Raw genomic sequence first — 17,741 nt, forward strand, 5'->3', positions numbered from 1 at the left:
ATACCGCAAGGGTACTCCACCACACCAAAGTGTTCCCTCGGGAAATGTCGCCAGCGCAGCCAAATCCGCCGTTCTTCATATCTAAATTCAGCAAAACCGCAGGTCAAAGGTATATAGATACGCCCGGCACCGTGTATTTAGAGGTTTTCGTTGACAGCCCCCAAGGTTGCATCGTATTATCTTTTTCGTTCGCGGGGGCGGAGGCCCAAAAGACCAAAGAACCTGCGGATACTTGAACGATTGGGAGTTTGCCCGAGTGGTTAATGGGGACGGGCTGTAAACCCGTTGGCTCTGCCTACATAGGTTCGAATCCTATAGCTCCCACCCGTCAAGTGCCTGTATAGCTCAGTCGGTAGAGCACTTCGTTGGTAACGAAGAGGTCACCAGTTCAAGTCTGGTTGCAGGCTCCATCCGGCGGTGTAGCTCAGTTGGTTAGAGCACACGGTTCATACCCGTGGCGTCACTGGTTCGAATCCAGTCACCGCTACCATAGGTAACACGGTGGCTTCTCAATAGTATGTTGAGAGGCCACTATGGTATAAAGGCATAGTCCCGTCCGGGGACGACCTGTTTAGAGGAGGGCTTTATGGCCAAAGAGAAGTTTGAGCGCACTAAGCCGCATGTTAACATCGGCACCATCGGTCACGTCGACCACGGCAAGACCACGCTGACCGCTGCCATCACCAAGGTTCTCTCCGAGACCGAGGGCTGCAAGGCTGACTTCACTGCGTTCGAGAACATCGACAAGGCTCCCGAGGAGCGCGAGCGCGGCATTACGATCTCCGTCTCCCACGTCGAGTACGAGACTGCTGCCCGTCACTACGCCCACGTTGACTGCCCGGGCCACGCTGACTACGTCAAGAACATGATCTCCGGTGCTGCTCAGATGGACGGCGCTATCCTGGTCATCGCCGCTACCGACGGCCCCATGGCTCAGACCCGCGAGCACATCCTGCTCGCCCGTCAGGTCGGCGTTCCCTACATCGTCGTCTTCCTGAACAAGTGCGACATGGTCGACGATGACGAGCTCATCGACCTCGTCGAGATGGAGACCCGTGAGCTCCTTTCCGAGTACGAATTCCCCGGCGACGACATCCCCGTCATCCGTGGTTCCGCTCTGGGCGCTCTCGAGGGCGACGCCAAGTGGATGGACGCCATTCGCGAGCTCATGTCTGCCGTCGACGAGTACATCCCGACGCCTGCTCGTGACAACGACCTCCCGTTCCTGATGGCCGTTGAGGACGTTATGACCATCTCCGGCCGTGGTACCGTTGCTACCGGCCGTGTCGAGCGCGGTGAGCTCAAGCTCAACGAGCCCGTCGAGATCGTCGGCATCAAGGATACCCAGAACACCGTCGTTACCGGTATCGAGATGTTCCGTAAGTCCATGGACTTCTGCGAGGCTGGCGACAACGTCGGTCTGCTGCTCCGCGGCATCAAGCGCGAGGACATCGAGCGCGGCCAGGTTCTCTGCAAGCCCGGTTCGGTTACCCCGCACACCAAGTTCACCGGTGAGATCTACGTTCTGACCAAGGAGGAGGGCGGCCGTCACACCCCGTTCTTCGATGGTTATCGTCCTCAGTTCTACTTCCGTACCACCGACGTTACCGGTACGGTCAAGCTCCCCGAGGGCACCGAGATGGCTATGCCTGGTGACCACATCACCATCGAGGGCGACCTCATTCACCCGATCGCTATGGAGGAGGGCCTGCGCTTCGCTATCCGCGAGGGTGGCCACACCGTCGGTTCGGGCATCGTCTCCACGATCATTGAGTAAATTAGCTCTCTGATACAGCTGACTTAGAGAACCCGGCACTTATATGGGTGCCGGGTTCTTTTCTACGCTGGTCTTTTTGCCTGATGATTACGCTTAGCTCGCTCTTAAGTTGAGCGTGAGGGATCGATTAGATCTCGTTGGCTCCATTGATGTGTTCCAAATATGAATGGATCTACCGAGAACCAATTGATTCGAGGTTTTCGTTGACAGCACTTACGTAGAGCTGATAAAGTACCAACTCGTGCCCGTACGGGGCGGATATGAAAGGTTCAGGATACATGCGTACTCTAGTTACTCTTGCGTGCACTGAGTGCAAGCGCCGCAACTATACGACCACTAAGAACAAGGCGAACATGCCTGATCGTATGGAGATCAAGAAGTATTGCCCCTGGTGCCGTCACCACACGCTGCACAAAGAGACTCGCTAGTCTCTAGTCACATACGCCAGTAGTTCAATTGGTAGAGCATCGGTCTCCAAAACCGAGTGTTGAGGGTTCGAGTCCTTCCTGGCGTGCCAGTCATTATTCCGTAAGCTCCCATTTGGGGGCTTACGGTTTACTCATGTATAAGCGCATTGCGCGGAGGTAACCCAAATGGCCAACAAGAAGAACAAGAAGAAGGCACAGCAGCAGGCGCCTGCCAACAAAGCTGCCGCCAACTCCAAGGTTGAGGCCAAGAAGGCCGTTGCCAAGAAGAGCGAGAAGGCTGCGAAGTCCAAGAAGAACGAGAAGCCCGGTTTCTTCGCCCGCACCAAGAAGTATTTTGCTTCGGTGAAGTCCGAGATGAAGCGTGTCACGTGGCCCGATAAGAAGGAGCTCGTGAACTACTCGGTCGTCGTTTGCGCTTCTCTGATCGTCGTCGGCGTCGTCATCGCTCTGCTCGATGCTGGCTTTGGCGAGGCTCTTGCTCTGTTCTCTGGATTGAGGGGCTAAACCATGTCTAAGCGTTGGTACGTCGTCCACACTTACTCTGGATACGAGAACCGCGTTAAGTCCGATCTCGAGCATCGCATCGAGACCATGGGCATGCAGGATCGTATCTTTGATATTGAGATTCCTATGGAGCGCGTCACCGAGATCAAAGAGGGTGGCAAGCGCGAGACCAAGGATTCTAAGATCTTCCCGGGTTATGTCCTGGTTCGCATGGAGATGGATGACGATGCATGGACGTGTGTTCGCAACACGCCCGGTGTCACCGGTTTCCTGGGCGGCAACGGCAAGCCCGCTCCGCTTTCCCGCGACGAGTACAATAAGATGACTCGTCGTCCCGGTAAGGGCGATTCGCCCAAGCGTACGTCGGTTGATATTGAGGTTGGTACGTCCGTCCGCGTCACCGATGGCCCGCTTACCGACTTTGATGGCAAGGTCTCCGAGGTTAACGCCGAGGCAGGCAAGCTCAAGGTCACGCTGATGATCTTTGGCCGCGAGACGCCGGTTGAGCTTGACTTTAACCAGGTCGCTGTCATCGCTTAAGTTTTCGTCCGTTCGCGCGAGCGTGCTTCTTCTGTGACTGCTCATCTCAGGAGTGCTTCTAACACGTGCGTGCTTACGATATAGCAAGTACTTCACACTCGTGATTCGAAAGGAATGACCATGGCTGAGAAGAAGGTTGCCAACGTCATTAAGCTCCAGATTCCTGCTGGTGCCGCTAACCCCGCTCCTCCCGTCGGCCCCGCCCTGGGCGCTGCTGGCGTGAACATCATGCAGTTCTGCCAGGCCTTTAACGCCGAGACGCAGGACAAGAAGGGCGACATTATCCCCGTTGAGATCTCTGTCTACGAGGATAAGTCCTTCTCCTTCATCACCAAGACTCCGCCGGCGGCTCACCTCATCAAGAAGGAGCTGAACCTCAAGTCTGGTTCCGCTAAGCCCCAGGCCGACAAGGTTGGCCAGCTCTCTCAGGAGCAGCTCACCAAGATCGCCGAGATCAAGATGCCGGACCTCAATGCCAACGACATTGACGCCGCCAAGAAGATCATCGCCGGTACCGCCCGTTCCATGGGCGTCACCATCGCTGAGTAGCGTTTTTCTAGGTAACGACGGGTGCTCCGACCGGGGCGCCCGTTAAATGTGTGCAATAGGGCACACGATACGATGTGGGAGGGTTCACGCCCGTTTAACCACAGGAGGTAATGCACATGGCTAAGCATGGTAAGAGCTATAACGCCGCTGCCGAGAAGGTCGACCGCGCCACGCTCTACACCCCCCTTCAGGCTGCCAAGCTCATCAAGGAGCTCGACACCGCCAAGTTCGACGAGACCGTCGAGGCCCACTTCCGTCTGGGCATCGATACCCGTAAGGCTGACCAGAACATCCGTGGTTCCATCTCCCTGCCCCACGGCACCGGCAAGACCGTTCGCGTTGCCGTCTTCGCCGAGGGCGAGAAGGCCCGTGAGGCCGAGGCTGCCGGCGCCGACATCATCGGTTCCGACGAGCTCGTCGCCCAGATCCAGAAGGGCGAGATCAACTTCGACGCCGCTATCGCTACGCCGAACATGATGGCCAAGGTTGGCCGCATCGGTAAGATCCTTGGTCCCCGTGGCCTCATGCCGAACCCCAAGCTCGGCACCGTGACCATGGACGTCGCCAAGATGGTCTCCGAGCTCAAGGCCGGTCGCGTTGAGTATCGCGCCGACCGTTATGGCATCTGCCACGTGCCCCTGGGCAAGAAGTCCTTCTCTGAGCAGCAGCTCGTTGAGAACTACGCTGCCCTGTACACCGAGATCCTGCGCGTCAAGCCCTCTTCTGCTAAGGGCAAGTACGTCAAGTCCATCTCTGTGTCTTCCACCATGGGCCCTGGCGTCAAGGTCGATCCCGCTGTCCAGCGTGACTTCCTGGCTGAGTAACTTCTAGCTACTGCCTGAGCAAAGCAAGCATTGCTAAAGGAACCCGGTTCTGTCTCGTGCAGGACCGGGTTCCTTGCTATTTCGGGCCAAAACCAACACGAAGGAGATAGGCGCCTTTGTGGTGGTTTTGGTTCAAAATCCCCGTTGCGCGTCGTTTTGCCTGTGTTACACTTTAGCCCAATGTAGTGAATACCCAAGGCTGAAAGGAGCCAGATATGTTCTATAACAAACAGCAGCTCCTAGGCCTAGCGCTACTAGATTGGATAGCGCGCTAGGGTTGTAATTTCGCTATAACGATTAGTTGTACCCGGGTGCGCTATCTTCCGCCGCTTTTGGGCGTGATGAGCGACACGGGTATTATTCTATCTTGAGGCACTCCATCTCTCCTGAAAGCCATCTGTATCTTTAGCCTGTCAGGAGGAAATCATGAGCCGCAAAATCGCAATCTTTGACACAACGCTTCGTGACGGGGAGCAGTCTCCCGGCGCCAGCATGAATACCGAGGAAAAGCTCGTTATTGCACGCCAGCTGGTACGTATGAATGTCGACGTGATCGAGGCGGGATTTCCTATTTCGAGCCCCGGTGATTATCGTTCCGTACAGGAGATTGGCAAGATCGCGGGTGACCGGTGCACGGTATGCGGTCTCACCCGTGCGGTCGATAAGGATATCGAAGTGGCCGCAGAAGCCCTCAAGACGGCTCAGAGGCCCCGTATCCATACCGGTCTGGGTGTGAGCCCCAGCCATCTGCGTGACAAGCTCCATATGACCGAGGATGAGGCTATCGAGCGCGCTATTCACGCCGTAAAGCACGCTCGTAAGTTTGTCGACGATGTCGAGTTTTATGCCGAGGATGCGGGCCGCTCCGATCAGGAGTTCCTGGTCTGCATTATCGAGGCAGCGATCAAGGCCGGCGCTACGGTCGTGAATATTCCGGACACCACGGGCTATAACATGCCTTGGGAGTTTGGTGCTCGTATTCGCGATCTGCGCGAGCGCGTGGCCGGAATCGAGGACGTTACGATTTCGGTCCACACGCATAACGATTTGGGCATGGCCACAGCCCTTGCACTCGAGGCGGTCCGCAATGGCGCGACGCAGATCGAGTGCACCGTCAACGGCTTGGGCGAGCGCGCGGGCAACACGGCGCTCGAGGAGGTCGTCATGGCCATGAGGATGCACGAGCAGGACCTGGATGCACATACCGATATCGTGACGACCGAGCTTACGCGCGCATCCAAGCTCGTCAGTTCAATTACTGGTATTAACGTGCAGCCCAATAAGTCCATTGTGGGCGCTAATGCGTTTGCCCACAGCTCGGGCATTCACCAGGATGGCGTGCTCAAGGCGCGTGACACCTACGAGATTATCGATCCCAAGGACGTGGGTGCAGCGGGATCCGAGATTATCCTTTCGGCACGTTCGGGCCATGCGGCGCTGCGCCATCGTCTCGCTGAGCTGGGTTATACGTTTGGCGATGAGGAATTCGAGTCGATCTATCAGCGCTTCTTGGAGATTGCAGATCAAAAGAAGGAAGTCTTTGACGAGGACCTGGAGTCGATGATTCAGGAGCGCCAGCGCGAGGTCAAGGCGATCTACACCCTCGACGCGCTCCAGGTTTCCTGCGGCGACCCGCTTATTCCTACGGCCACGGCAACCATCACGGACGAGGACGGCGCGACACGGGTGGTTTGCTCGACGGGTACCGGTCCGGTGGATGCGGCGTACAAAGCGGTTGACAAGGCCATCTCTGCCCATGGCGAGCTGACGGAGTTCAACGTTAAGGCCATTACGCGTGGTATCGACGCCATCGGCGAGGTGACGGTGCGCATCACCGCCGAGGACGGCAAGATCTACACCGGCCGCGGCGCGGATACCGACATTATCGTGAGCTCGGCCAAGGCTTACATCAACGCTATTAACCGCATGATTCAGACCAACCGTTCCAAGGCGGGCAAGTAACAAGCACCAGCCGGGCATGCGCCCGTACGAGAGGGGAATCACATGGCACGCTCCATGACCGTAGCAGAGAAGATTTTGGCGGCACACGCCGGGCTCGACGAGGTAAAGCCGGGCCAGCTGGTCGAATGCGACCTGGACATCGTGCTCGCCAACGACATTACCGCACCCATCGCGATCGATGTCTTTCGCGAGCTGGGTGCCACCGAGGTGTTCGATCGCGACCGCGTTTGCCTGGTGCCCGATCACTATGCGCCCAACAAGGACATCAAGAGCGCCGAGCAGACCAAAAAGATGCGAGATTTTGCGCACGAGCAGCATGTGACGCACTATTACGAGCAAGGCTGCGCGGGCATTGAGCATGCCCTGCTGCCCGAGCGCGGCGTGGTGGTCCCGGGCGATCTGATTATCGGTGCCGACTCGCATACCTGCACGTATGGCGCCTTGGGTGCGTTTTCGACCGGTGTGGGCTCAACAGACGCCGGCGTGGGCATTGCCACGGGGCGCGCATGGTTTAAGGTGCCGCCGACGATTCGCTTTGAGATTAACGGCGAGCTTGAGGACGGTGCCACCGCCAAGGACATCATCCTGCACATTATCGGCATGATCGGCGTGGACGGTGCCCTGTACCAGGCCATGGAGTTTGCCGGCAGCACCATCGAGGGCCTGTCGATGGAAGGTCGCATGACAATTTCGAACATGGCGATCGAAGCGGGCGGCAAGGCGGGCATTATCGAGGTCGATGATGTTGCCCGCGCCTGGCTCAAGGGGCGCTGCGAACGTGATTACGTTGAGTATCACGCCGATCCAGACGCCGAGTATGCCAAGGTTATTGCCATTGACGCGGCCGACATTAAGCCGTGTGTATCGTGGCCGCATCTGCCCAGCAACACCCATCCGGTGAGCGAGAGCCGTCACATCATGATCAACCAGGCGGTAATCGGCTCGTGCACCAACGGACGTATCGAGGATATGCGTGCTGCGGCCGAAGTCATGCGCGGCCATAAGGTTGCCGACGGGGTGCGTTGCATCGTGATTCCGGCGACCCAGGCGGTCTTCCGCCAGTGCATGAAGGAGGGATTGACCGACATTTTCCTAGATGCCAACTGTGTGTTCTCCACGCCCACGTGCGGTCCGTGCCTGGGCGGCTACATGGGCATCTTGGCGGCGGGGGAGCGTTGCGTTTCTACGACCAACCGCAACTTTGTCGGCCGTATGGGCGACCCCACGTCCGAGGTCTATCTGGCCTCGCCGGCCGTGGCGGCTGCTTCTGCCGTGGCGGGGCACATATGCTTGCCGTCTGACCTGTAGGGGCTACGGGGTCCTTCGACCTTTGCTCGCTACTGCGGACAGTCCTGGCACTTTTTTGTTCGCCGAAGGCGAACGCTAACTTTCCATTAGCTTTTTTGTAGCCGAAACGCGAACGAGGGATTTGATATTTGCTTGCGTCGAGTTCCGCACGAGCCGGAGAGCACTTAATGTGCTCTCCGTGCGAGCAGGACTGTCCGAGTAAGTAAGTAAATATCAAATCCCCCGCATTCCATGTTTGAACGGAGAATGATATGAACTTTGAAGGTTCGGTTTTTCGATATGGTCGTGACGTTGATACTGATGTGATTATTCCTGCTCGGTATCTGAACTCGTCCGACCATGCGCACTTGGCGGCGCATGCTATGGAGGATATTGATCCCGCGTTTGCCTCTGCCGTGAGGCCCGGTGACATCATTGTGGCTGAGGAGAACTTTGGTTGCGGTTCTTCGCGTGAGCATGCCCCGGTTGCCATTAAGGCTGCAGGGGTGTCGTGTGTTATTGCCAAGAGCTTCGCACGCATCTTCTATCGCAATGCCATTAACGTGGGCCTGCCCATTATGGAGTGCCCCGAAGCTGTCGATGCGATTTGTGCCGGCGATACCGTGAAGGTCGATACCGATGCGGGTGTCATCACCAACGAGCGTACTGGCGAGACTTTTACAGCTGAGCCGTTCCCGCCATTTATTGCCGAGATTATCGAGGCCGGCGGTTTGGTTGCGCGCACGCGTGCCAAGATTGTCGCGGCAAAGGCTCAGGAGGCGTAAGCGATTATGACGGTCAAGCTGGATAATCCGTTTGCAAACGGGCCGAGTAGCGAGAGCTGGAGCTGCAACGTGAAGAAGACCTATAAGATCTGCTGTCTTCCTGGTGACGGCATTGGGCCCGAGGTCATTGCCGAGGGTAAGAAGGTGCTGGCTGCCGTGGGCAAGCGCGCTGGCGTAGAGTTTGCCTTTGAGGATCACCTGATTGGTGGCGCGGCGATCGATGCGTGCGGCAATCCGCTGCCCGATGAAACCCTTGCGGCGGCAAAGGCGTCGGACGCCGTGCTGTTGGCATCCGTCGGTGGCCCAAAGTGGGATTCGACCGATCCGGCGGTCCCGCGCCCCGAGCAAGGCTTGCTGCGTATCCGCAAAGAACTCGGCCTCTATACCAACCTTCGCCCTGTAAAAATCTACGACGCACTTGCCAGCGCATCGACGCTTCGTCCCGAAGTCATCAAGGGCGTTGACATGGTACTCGTCCGCGAACTTACCGGTGGCATTTACTTTGGCAAGCACGAGCGCTTTTATGACGAGGGCGGTGCGGGCACCGACGGTGTGGCTGGCCAGCGCGCGGTTGACGTAATGGAGTACCGCGAGTACGAAGTTGAGCGCATCGCCCGCCAGGCGTTCGAGGCAGCTCGCAAGCGCCGCGGCAAGGTGACAAGCGTGGACAAGCGCAATGTATTGGAGACGAGCCGCATGTGGCGTGAGGTCGTGCATCGCGTGCATGACGAGGAGTATCCAGATGTAGAGCTTGAGGACCTGCTCGTCGACAATGCCGCCATGCAGCTCATTAACCGACCGGCCGACTTTGACGTCGTAGTTACGGAGAACATGTTCGGCGACATTCTCTCCGACGAGGCGGCGCAGATTACCGGATCGCTCGGCATGCTTGCCTCGGCTTCGCTGGGCGATGGCGTGTCGCTGTTTGAGCCGAGCGCCGGCAGCGCGCCCGACATCGCGGGGCTCGGTATCGCTAACCCGCTCGCGCAGATCCTGTCGGCGGCAATGCTGCTCACGTACGCGCTCGACATGGGTGAGCAGGCTGCTTGGATCGAAAATGCCGTGGCACGTGTGCTTGATGAAGGCTGGCGTACCCGCGACATCGCCGATGCCAGTACCCCTGCCGATAAGATCCTCGGCACGACCCAGATGGGCGATAAGGTCATCGCCGCGCTGTAGCGTCGAGATGTCCGGAGCCACCACAAAGGCGCTTGTCCCCTTTGTGGTGGTTACCAGGGGGTTCTGGCGGTTGAGGACTCGATTGCCTCGTGGCGCTTGAGCTCGCGGCGCATGGTTTGCGAATTGAGCCAGGCTGCCTGCCATCCACGGATGGGGTAGCGCGCCTCGTCAAGCTCAAACTGCGTATAGCCGCAGGCGTTGATAATCGTCGTCCCGCATGCGTGCTGGCGTTCGCGTTGAAAGTCGCGAACATAGCATTGGTGCACATGCCCGTGCACCATGTAGTCGGGATTCCATGTCTCGAGCGCTGTGTTAAAGCATTCGAATCCTCGATGCGGCAGATCGTCCAGATCGCCCATGCCGGCGGCGGGCGCATGGGTGAGCAAGATGTCGCAGCCGCCGACCATCCTCACTTTGCGGGACAGCTTACGCATGCGCTTGGCCATCTCGCGCTCGGTGTACATGTTAGCGCCATCTCGATAGCGCATGGAGCCGCCAAGCCCCGCAATGCGGACGCCGCGATACACGTACACGGTGTCTTCGACACAGATGCAGCCGCCCGGTGCATGACGCGCATAGCGGTCATCGTGATTGCCACGCACGTAGATGAGCGGTCTGTTGATGACCGTGACCAAAAACTCAAGATAGTCCGGGTCCAGATCGCCAGCGGACAAAATCAGGTCGACACCCTCAAAGCGTTCCTTGCGAAAGCACTCCCATAGGCATCGCTCTTCGGTATCGGCTATGGCAAGAATTTTCATAGAGCACGGACCTTCGGCTCATCGTCGGGCTGCGGAATGGTGCCCACCACGTTGTCTGCCAGCCAGTCCATCTCGACGATTTGCGTGCTCGGCAGTGGGGGAAAGCCCTCAATCTGCACCACGCCGTCTTGGCTATGGAGCTCGCCGCCAAATGGATTGATGGAGCCCTCGACGATGCCATTGCGGAGGAGCTGAACAAGCTTGCGCGTCTGATAGGGCAGACCCGGAGCGTAGCGAATATCGATAACGCCCGAGCTCATGCCATACCAGTAGTTGACGGCGCGAACCTGGCTGTCGTCACTGGTCTCGTCCCAGGTGCCATGCAGTAGACTTCGCACGATAAGCTCGTAGTATCGGCCCCAGTTCCATACCGGCATGGCAATGCCGGCAACCTTGCCATCGACCAGGCGGTGGAGTCCGTAGGCCGTGGGGTCTTCGAGCGACTTTGACATGTCGGCGCCGGTCATGACGCTTACACCTTCGCGGCACATGGCCTCGGCAAGGCCTCCGGCGGGCACATCGCCCCAGGTCAGGATAATTTGCGCACGGGGGTCGAGCAGCGAGGCGCCAATCGCAAAGGCATTGATCTCGCTGAGTGCACCCGAGGCGAAGACCGACGCGTGGTAACCGATGCGGTGGTTGTCCGCCATGCTGGCGGCAAGGGCGCCCAGGAGAAACTTGGCCTCGTACATCTTGCCAAAGTACGAACGGACGCTTTGGTGGGGAAGGCCGATGGAGCAGTTAAGGAACCGAACCCGGGGATATTCAACGGCAGCCCTGAGCGTGTATTCCATCAGGCGGTGTGAGGTCGAGAAGATGACGTTAGCTCCATGTTTGACAGCCGTTTCCACAGCGGCATAGAACACGTCCGGATCGTGACAGTCCTCAAACGCCTCGGTGCGCACGATACCTCCAAAGTGCTCATCGAGATACTGACGCCCTTGGTCGTGCAGGCTGTCCCAGCTCGACGTCGCACAGGTGAATTCATGGATAAAGGCGATGCGCAGGGGGTTGGCCGCCGAATAGACGGTCTTGCCCATAAAGAAGTTGAGCATGCCGGAGGTGGACTTGGCGGGCAACTCCTCCTCATCGACGTTTGGCGCTTCGACAAGATCGACCTTGTCCTCGTCACTTTTCCCGGCAATGACCAGCTCGCGCCAGATCTTGCACAGGCGGTTTACGACGATATCTGTCGGCGTATCCAGCAGGCGGTCCTGGTTGTATACATTGAGGTAGACGAGCATGGCGTCGGCGGGCGTAATGTCCAGGTGGTCGCCGCCCGCGCGAAGGTAGGCGCGCTTAAAGAGTAGGAAGGTGTGGCGCAGGTAGTCGACCTTTTTCTGGGGCCATTTTTCGATAAGGTTCTGGCCGAGCATCTTGGCGAGCGTCTCGTAGCTTCCCTCACGCGAGAACTCGATCTCGTATAGGGGGCAGACGCGCCAAAACGCGCAGAACTCGCCGTACAGGCGGCTTTCGACGGAATCCCATTTGCCGGGGTAGAGGCGGGTGACCTTGGCCGAAACCGTTGGAGCGTCCAGGAATTTGAGGACACTGACGCGCTTGTTGCCCTCCTGGACATAGAACCTATGCATGAACTCGGTGACGATGATGGGGTCGCGATAGCCCTCGGTTACCTGAATGTCGTAGAGGTTGGACCACTTGCGGGCGAACTCGGTGCTAAACGGCAGCAGGGGCATAAAGTTGCATGAAAAGGCGGACTGACGGCCCTTGGTAACCGTGCCGACAACCATTTCGAGCGGAATATCCCGCAGGCCGACATTCTCTCGCTGACCTAGGGGGAGCTGGGCAACCAAACTGTCGAGGTCCGTAAGGTATGGATGCTCGCTTTGGCTAATGGCGCGTCGACGTCCTTGCTCGCCGCGCTTGCGTGCTTGACGGTAGGCCTCTTCCATAGTTTGCTCCCTTAGTCGTTTAAACAACTGTATGAACTATGGTACCACGAATGAAAACCTCCCATTTTCCGATGTCAAAGAAATGGGAGGCAGTTCACTGTCCCCTTTGTGGTGCTTTAGGCGATGATGGGGGCGATGGCGCGGATGCAGGCGTCGGCTGCCGTGAAGGTGGTGCTGTCGTCGCTGACGATAAAGATGATCTTGCCCTTGATGCCAAAGTCGCCGATTTCGCTAAAGAGCACGTAGGGCTCCTGGTCAAAGCCCGAGATTGGCGAGACGGCCGTTTTGGTTGCTCTCGTGAGCTCGTCTGCTAACGCATCGAGTGATGCCCATTTGGAGGGGTCTTTTACCGCGAGGGGCACGGCCACACGTCCAAAGGGCATCAGATGCACGAGCGTGTCCTTGGAGATGTTGGAGTTGGGCACAATGATGGTCTGCCCGTAGGCATCCTCGATGGTCGTGTGGCGCCAGGTGATGTCCTGTACCACGCCCGACACGCCGCCAACCTCGATATTGTCGCCGGGCTTGATGATGCCCATAAAGGTCACCTGCATGCCGCCGATAAGGTTCGACAGCGTGTCCTGAAAGCCGAGCGAGATGGCAATGCCGCCGACGCCAAGAGCGGCGACGAGCGCGTTTGCGTTAATGCCAAAGCAGTTGTCGAGGATAAAGCTGCCGCCAATCGTCCAGATGACGGCGCGCGCAATGTTGATGAAGATGCTCGATGCCGGAAGCGGGTTATCGTCGCGGTTGAGCAGGTGACGCAGCGTCTTGGAAACGACTTTGGCGGCGACGGCGGTGCCTATCGCCAAGATGCCAGCCCAGATGATGTTGTGGACCCACCGCTGCTCAAAGAAATGAAGAATCGGCTCAAACAATTCCATGTAGGGAAAACCTCCTCAAGATCGTTCAACCATAATACCCACCAAAAAGCCCGTCCGATCACATTGGACGGGCCGATAACTTGAGATGGGGCGTCCGCGGTGGCGTAAGCTGGGGCGCCGGCGAGTACGCCGGCAAGGAGTGCGGCGGTCAAGCAAGACGAGGAAGAGATCCTCTCATGGCAGTTTCCTTAGTTCTTAACCAGTAGTCCCTGCTGACGCTGGATTATCGACATAATATGCGAAAACCGCCGCAAAGGTGCCTGTCCCTTTGCGGCGGTTTTGACGTCTGCGCAGATAAAACCTGCCAAAATAAACCTGTCCCTTTTTGGTAGGTTTAGCTCAGCAGCATGCGGTCGTTGGCGAGCTCGCCGCCCGAGACCTCCTCGAACTTCTGAAGCAAGTCGGCCACGGTGAGCGATTTCTTCTCATCGCCCGCCACGTCGTAGATTACGTGGCCCTCGTGCATCATGATCAGGCGATTGCCCAGACGGATAGCGTCGTTCATGTTATGCGTGACCATGAGCGTGGTCAGGTGGTTCTCGTCGACGATCTCCTCGGTCAGATTGAGCACCTTAGAGGCCGTCTTGGGGTCGAGTGCCGCGGTATGCTCGTCGAGCAGCAGCAGGCGCGGCTTGGTGAGCGTGGCCATGAGCAGGGTGAGTGCCTGGCGCTGGCCGCCCGAGAGCAGGCCGACCTTGGCGTTGAGGCGCGTGTCCAGACCAAGGTCCAGGCGTTTGAGCAGCTTGACGTACTCGTCCTTCTCGGCCTTGGTGACGCCCCACGAAAGGCCGCGACGCTGGCCGCGACGCTTGGCGAGTGCCAGGTTCTCGGCAATTTGCATGTCGGCTGCGGTGCCGCGCATGGGGTCCTGGAACACGCGGCCCAGGTACTTGGCACGCTGCGACTCGCTCAGACGCGAGATGTCGGTGCCGTCGAGCTCGATAACGCCCGAATCAAGCGGATATACGCCGGCGATCATGTTGAGCAGCGTGGACTTGCCGGCGCCGTTGCCGCCAATCACGGTTACAAAGTCGCCATCGTTGAGGGTAAGGTCGACGCCGGTAAGAGCGCGCTTTTCGGTGACGGTGCCCTTGTTAAAGGTCTTCTTGACGTGCGAGAGCTTAAGCATCTGCCTCATCCCCCTTCGTGTAGGAGCTGCGGAGCTTATAGCGCTCCCAAACCACGGGCACGCATAGGGCCACGGCGACAATCACGGCGGAGAGCAGCTTCATGTCGTTGGCGTCCATGCCCAGCTGCAGCACGATGGCGCGGATGAGGAAGTACACCACGGAGCCAAAGACGGCGGAGGCAAGACGGACGCTAAACTGCGTGAGACCGCCGGGCAGCAGGCGGCCGAGCACCTCGCCGATAACAATGGCGGCGAGACCGATAACGATGGCGCCGGTGCCCATGCCAATGTCGGCGTACTTCTGGCTCTGGCAGATGAGCGCGCCCGAAAGGCCAATGAGGGCGTTGGAGAGCACGAGGGCGATCATCTTAGTGGAGTTGGTGTTGACGCCCAGGGCACGGATCATGTACTCGTTGTTGCCGGTGGCGCGCAGCGCCGAGCCGATCTCGGTGCCAAAGAACCAATACAGGATGGCAACGATAGCCACGGCGAGCAAGATGCCCAGGATGATGGCAACGGTGGACTGCGGCAGGCCCGTCATATTGCTGACGGCCGAGAACACGGTGCCCTTGGCAAGGATAGGCGTGTTGGATTTGCCCATGATGCGCAGGTTGATGGACCACAGGCTGATCTGGGTGAGGATTCCGGCGAGGATCGCGGGAATCTCAAAGACGGTGGTCAGAATGCCCGTGACCGCGCCCGCAATGGCACCGGCGCACATGCCGGCCAAAACGGCGAGCAACGGGTCGACATTGTTGCTGACGATGAGCACGGCGCAGACGCAGCCGCCGAGGGCAAAGCTGCCGTCGCAGGTCATATCGGGGATGTCGAGCAGGCGGAACGTGATAAACACGCCAAGCACCATAATGCCCCAGAGGACACCCTGCGAAACGGCGCCCTGCAATGCAATGAGCATGCTTCATACCTCCTAGGATAGGGTGGACACGTGATTTTCCATAATAGCGGTACCAATGCATAAAAGAGCAGCGGACGGACATTTTGTTTTACCAAAAACAAGCAGGGCGAACGCCGGTCTTTAGCGTTCGCCCCAATGACTCAGATATTGAATAACGCAGCTATGGCGCAAGCGCGTGCCTAGCTGCGTTACCGCGCATGGCGCTACTCGTCTAGAGCGGAAAGGTCGATGCCCAGGGCCTCGGCCATCTCGTCGTTCTTGACGACGACCAGATCCTTGCTCGAGAGGTGCTTGATCGGCATATCCTCGGGCTTGGCCTCGCCCTTCAGAATCTTAACGGCCATCTCGCCCGCGGCGTAGCCCAGGTCCTCATAGTTGATGGAAAGGGTGAACAGGCCGCCGGCCATGCACATGCCCTCCTCGCCGGTCACAAAGGGAAGCTTGTTCTCCTTGCAGATCTGACCGACCTGCGAAGCGCCCGCGGCGATGGTGTTGTCAGTAGGGGAGTAGAGCGCGTCGACCTTGCCCACGGCAGACTCGACGACAGACTGGATCTCGTTGGAGCTCGAGACGGTGAAATCGGTGTACTCCAGGCCCAGCTTGTCGAGTTCCTTCTTGGCGGCCTTGATCTGGACGTCGGAGTTGGACTCGGCGGTGCAGTAGAGCAGACCGACCTTTTTAACGTCGGGCAGGACCTTCTGCATCATCTCGAGCTGCTCGGCGACCGGGGTGAGGTCGGAGGCGCCGGTGACGTTGGTGCCGGGCTTGTCGTTGTCCTGGACCAGGCCGGAGGCGGCGTAGTCGGTGATGGCGCAGCCCACGATGGGGATATCGGCCGTGGCGCCGGCGGCAGCCTGTGCGGCAGGCGTGGCGATGGCGTAGATCAAGTTGACGTTGTCGCCCACAAACTTGTCGGCGATGGACTTACATGTGGACTGGTCGTTCTGGGCGTTCTTCTGGTCGATCTTGACCTTGAGTCCGCTCTTCTTGATGGCCTTGACAAAGCCGTCGTTGGCGGCGTCGAGCGCGGAGTGCTCAGTGAGCTGCAGAACGCCGATGGTGTAGTCGGAACCGGCGGCTGCAGAGCCGGAACCAGAGTTGCCGCCGCATCCGGCGAGCGGGGCCAGTGCGAGCAGGCCGGCGGAGACCAGAAGGCTCCTGCGGCTGATGGTGATGTCGTTCATGTCATTACCCCCAGTATAGAAATTGCTGGAAACACTGCACTCAAACAAAGTGCAAGTGGGTCTATAGTAGCGCCGATGCCCATTTTTTCAACAACCTGTCGGGTTTTTTAATACTGAACCGGATGGACGGCGGGGGATTTGGCGGGCAACGGCAAGACTTAGGCGGCGGGCGCGGGCCGCTCCCCCTCGTCCAGCGCGGCAAAGAGCTTCTTGCCGTCGAGCAGGCGCGTGCTAACGTTTCTCATGCGGCCGACCTCGACGGTGCGTAGGGTGTCGTCGGAGCCGTGCCCGTCGACGACCGTTCCCAGCAGATACGAGACGCCGTCTCGCTGTTTGATGGCAAAAGGCCGAACGGTCATCCTCGTCACTTCGGTCTTGTCGTGTGTCGTGACGCTTGAAATGTCAAAGCTCACCGTGGTTCCGTGGTCGATGGCCCGCTCGATGAGCTCGCAGGTATCGATGCGTTTGGCGGGCGGTCGCGTGGCCTTGGCGGGTTTGCCTTCTGCGCTTGGTGCCGGCTCGGACGTATCGAGATAGCCGCGAACGTCGGCGCTTGCCATGGCGACCAGATGGCGCGCTATGCTTTTCCTGGTCGCGATGGGTGTGGAGCGGTTGCGCATGACCATGCCATGGAGTCGAATGATTTCCTCGTCGGAGAGCGGTCGGGTGAGAAGTCGGTAACCCGCGCCGCGCTTGTACTCAATCTCGTATCCGGCATGTCGCAGGGCGGAAATCGCGGTATGGATACTGCGTCGCGCTGCCGAGATGGGCATGCGAGCGGGGTCGTCGGGATGGGCGAGGCGCTCGATCAGCTCATCGGGAGGAAGCGCTTTGTCCTCACCGGTATGCTCGCTTAAGAGTTGCAGGATACGCACAGCGCGATAGGCTGCCATGGAAGCAGCACCCCTGGTCGTTGCCTCGTAGTTCTCAACAGCGGGTTTGGCCATTGCGTTCACGTCCTTTCCGTTTTTGGGTGATGACGCTACGGAGCCTAGGACACGGGGTTTGCTTAGGGGCACAGGGCACTCTGGGTGGTCGGTAGTCGTCGGCAAGCGGCGGGTCGAGTTTTCAACAGCCCTGATCAGCTGACCAAAAGCTTGACAAAAGCCTGACGGATGC

At 58.6% G+C, this 17,741-nt stretch carries 17 protein-coding genes and 4 tRNA genes; 14 read left to right on the forward strand and 7 right to left on the reverse strand.

Translation table 11 applies throughout. The annotated features are described in order from the left end of the window. Positions 1-242: 242 nt before the first annotated feature. From ACTNB2_RS06810 to leuB, 14 genes are all read left to right on the forward strand, one after another. Positions 243-324 (forward strand) — tRNA-Tyr (locus tag ACTNB2_RS06810). A 10-nt stretch (positions 325-334) separates the two neighbouring features. Beyond that, a tRNA-Thr gene (locus ACTNB2_RS06815) sits at positions 335-410 on the forward strand. 3 nt (positions 411-413) lie between these two features. After that, positions 414-490, forward strand: a tRNA-Met gene (locus tag ACTNB2_RS06820). A 96-nt stretch (positions 491-586) separates the two neighbouring features. Beyond that, positions 587-1,777, forward strand: a complete 1,191-nt coding sequence (tuf, locus tag ACTNB2_RS06825; protein WP_154514756.1) for an elongation factor Tu — start codon at positions 587-589, stop codon at positions 1,775-1,777. Positions 1,778-2,055: 278 nt separating this feature from the next. After that, a complete protein-coding gene (rpmG, locus tag ACTNB2_RS06830) occupies positions 2,056-2,205 on the forward strand; it encodes a 50S ribosomal protein L33 (RefSeq protein ID WP_102372646.1) in 150 nt (49 codons plus the stop codon). Positions 2,206-2,218: 13 nt separating this feature from the next. Beyond that, a tRNA-Trp gene (locus tag ACTNB2_RS06835) sits at positions 2,219-2,294 on the forward strand. A gap of 76 nt (positions 2,295-2,370) precedes the next feature. Then, the gene (secE, locus tag ACTNB2_RS06840; RefSeq protein ID WP_154514754.1) at positions 2,371-2,709 is read left to right on the forward strand and encodes a preprotein translocase subunit SecE; all 339 of its coding nucleotides are present in this window, start codon (positions 2,371-2,373) and stop codon (positions 2,707-2,709) included. A 3-nt stretch (positions 2,710-2,712) separates the two neighbouring features. After that, positions 2,713-3,249, forward strand: coding sequence for a transcription termination/antitermination protein NusG (nusG, locus tag ACTNB2_RS06845; protein WP_427718370.1), 537 nt, complete (start codon positions 2,713-2,715; stop codon positions 3,247-3,249). Positions 3,250-3,369: 120 nt separating this feature from the next. Next, entirely contained in the window at positions 3,370-3,798 is a 429-nt protein-coding gene (gene rplK / locus ACTNB2_RS06850) for a 50S ribosomal protein L11 (RefSeq protein ID WP_022093893.1), read from the forward strand. Between the two features lie 116 nt (positions 3,799-3,914). Further along, a complete protein-coding gene (gene rplA, locus ACTNB2_RS06855) occupies positions 3,915-4,622 on the forward strand; it encodes a 50S ribosomal protein L1 (protein WP_154514750.1) in 708 nt (235 codons plus the stop codon). 426 nt (positions 4,623-5,048) lie between these two features. Continuing rightward, on the forward strand, positions 5,049-6,584 hold the full coding sequence (locus ACTNB2_RS06860) for a 2-isopropylmalate synthase (protein ID WP_441042004.1): 1,536 nt from the start codon (positions 5,049-5,051) through the stop codon (positions 6,582-6,584). Between the two features lie 42 nt (positions 6,585-6,626). Beyond that, entirely contained in the window at positions 6,627-7,892 is a 1,266-nt protein-coding gene (leuC, locus tag ACTNB2_RS06865) for a 3-isopropylmalate dehydratase large subunit (RefSeq protein ID WP_441042005.1), read from the forward strand. Positions 7,893-8,143: 251 nt separating this feature from the next. Next, positions 8,144-8,656, forward strand: a complete 513-nt coding sequence (locus ACTNB2_RS06870) for a 3-isopropylmalate dehydratase small subunit (protein ID WP_427727054.1) — start codon at positions 8,144-8,146, stop codon at positions 8,654-8,656. 6 nt (positions 8,657-8,662) lie between these two features. Further along, positions 8,663-9,835: a 3-isopropylmalate dehydrogenase gene (leuB, locus tag ACTNB2_RS06875; protein ID WP_441042007.1), complete on the forward strand. Its 1,173-nt coding sequence runs from the start codon at positions 8,663-8,665 to the stop codon at positions 9,833-9,835. 50 nt (positions 9,836-9,885) lie between these two features. On the opposite strand, the gene ACTNB2_RS06880 is transcribed toward leuB, so the two are convergent. From ACTNB2_RS06880 to ACTNB2_RS06910, 7 genes are all read right to left on the reverse strand, one after another. Then, positions 9,886-10,596, reverse strand: coding sequence for a metallophosphoesterase family protein (locus ACTNB2_RS06880; RefSeq protein WP_441042008.1), 711 nt, complete (start codon positions 10,594-10,596; stop codon positions 9,886-9,888). Then, entirely contained in the window at positions 10,593-12,509 is a 1,917-nt protein-coding gene (locus ACTNB2_RS06885; protein WP_441042010.1) for a BMP family ABC transporter substrate-binding protein, read from the reverse strand. The genes ACTNB2_RS06880 and ACTNB2_RS06885 overlap by 4 nt, the downstream gene beginning before the upstream one ends. Positions 12,510-12,625: 116 nt before the next feature. After that, complete coding sequence (locus tag ACTNB2_RS06890; RefSeq protein ID WP_441042012.1) at positions 12,626-13,393, reverse strand: mechanosensitive ion channel family protein; 768 nt, start codon at positions 13,391-13,393, stop codon at positions 12,626-12,628. A gap of 334 nt (positions 13,394-13,727) precedes the next feature. After that, positions 13,728-14,522 (reverse strand): ABC transporter ATP-binding protein, encoded by a 795-nt coding sequence (locus ACTNB2_RS06895; protein WP_117839998.1) that lies wholly within the window; start codon positions 14,520-14,522, stop codon positions 13,728-13,730. Beyond that, positions 14,515-15,438, reverse strand: a complete 924-nt coding sequence (locus ACTNB2_RS06900; protein WP_427793564.1) for an ABC transporter permease — start codon at positions 15,436-15,438, stop codon at positions 14,515-14,517. Before ACTNB2_RS06900 ends, ACTNB2_RS06895 begins: the two co-directional genes overlap by 8 nt. Positions 15,439-15,641: 203 nt before the next feature. Then, positions 15,642-16,622, reverse strand: a complete 981-nt coding sequence (locus ACTNB2_RS06905; RefSeq protein ID WP_427718396.1) for an ABC transporter substrate-binding protein — start codon at positions 16,620-16,622, stop codon at positions 15,642-15,644. A gap of 158 nt (positions 16,623-16,780) precedes the next feature. Further along, positions 16,781-17,569 (reverse strand): hypothetical protein, encoded by a 789-nt coding sequence (locus ACTNB2_RS06910; RefSeq protein ID WP_441042014.1) that lies wholly within the window; start codon positions 17,567-17,569, stop codon positions 16,781-16,783. Between the last annotated feature and the right edge of the window lie 172 nt (positions 17,570-17,741).

This window comes from Collinsella sp. HCP28S3_G2, assembly GCF_052065125.1.
GTDB lineage: Bacteria > Actinomycetota > Coriobacteriia > Coriobacteriales > Coriobacteriaceae > Collinsella.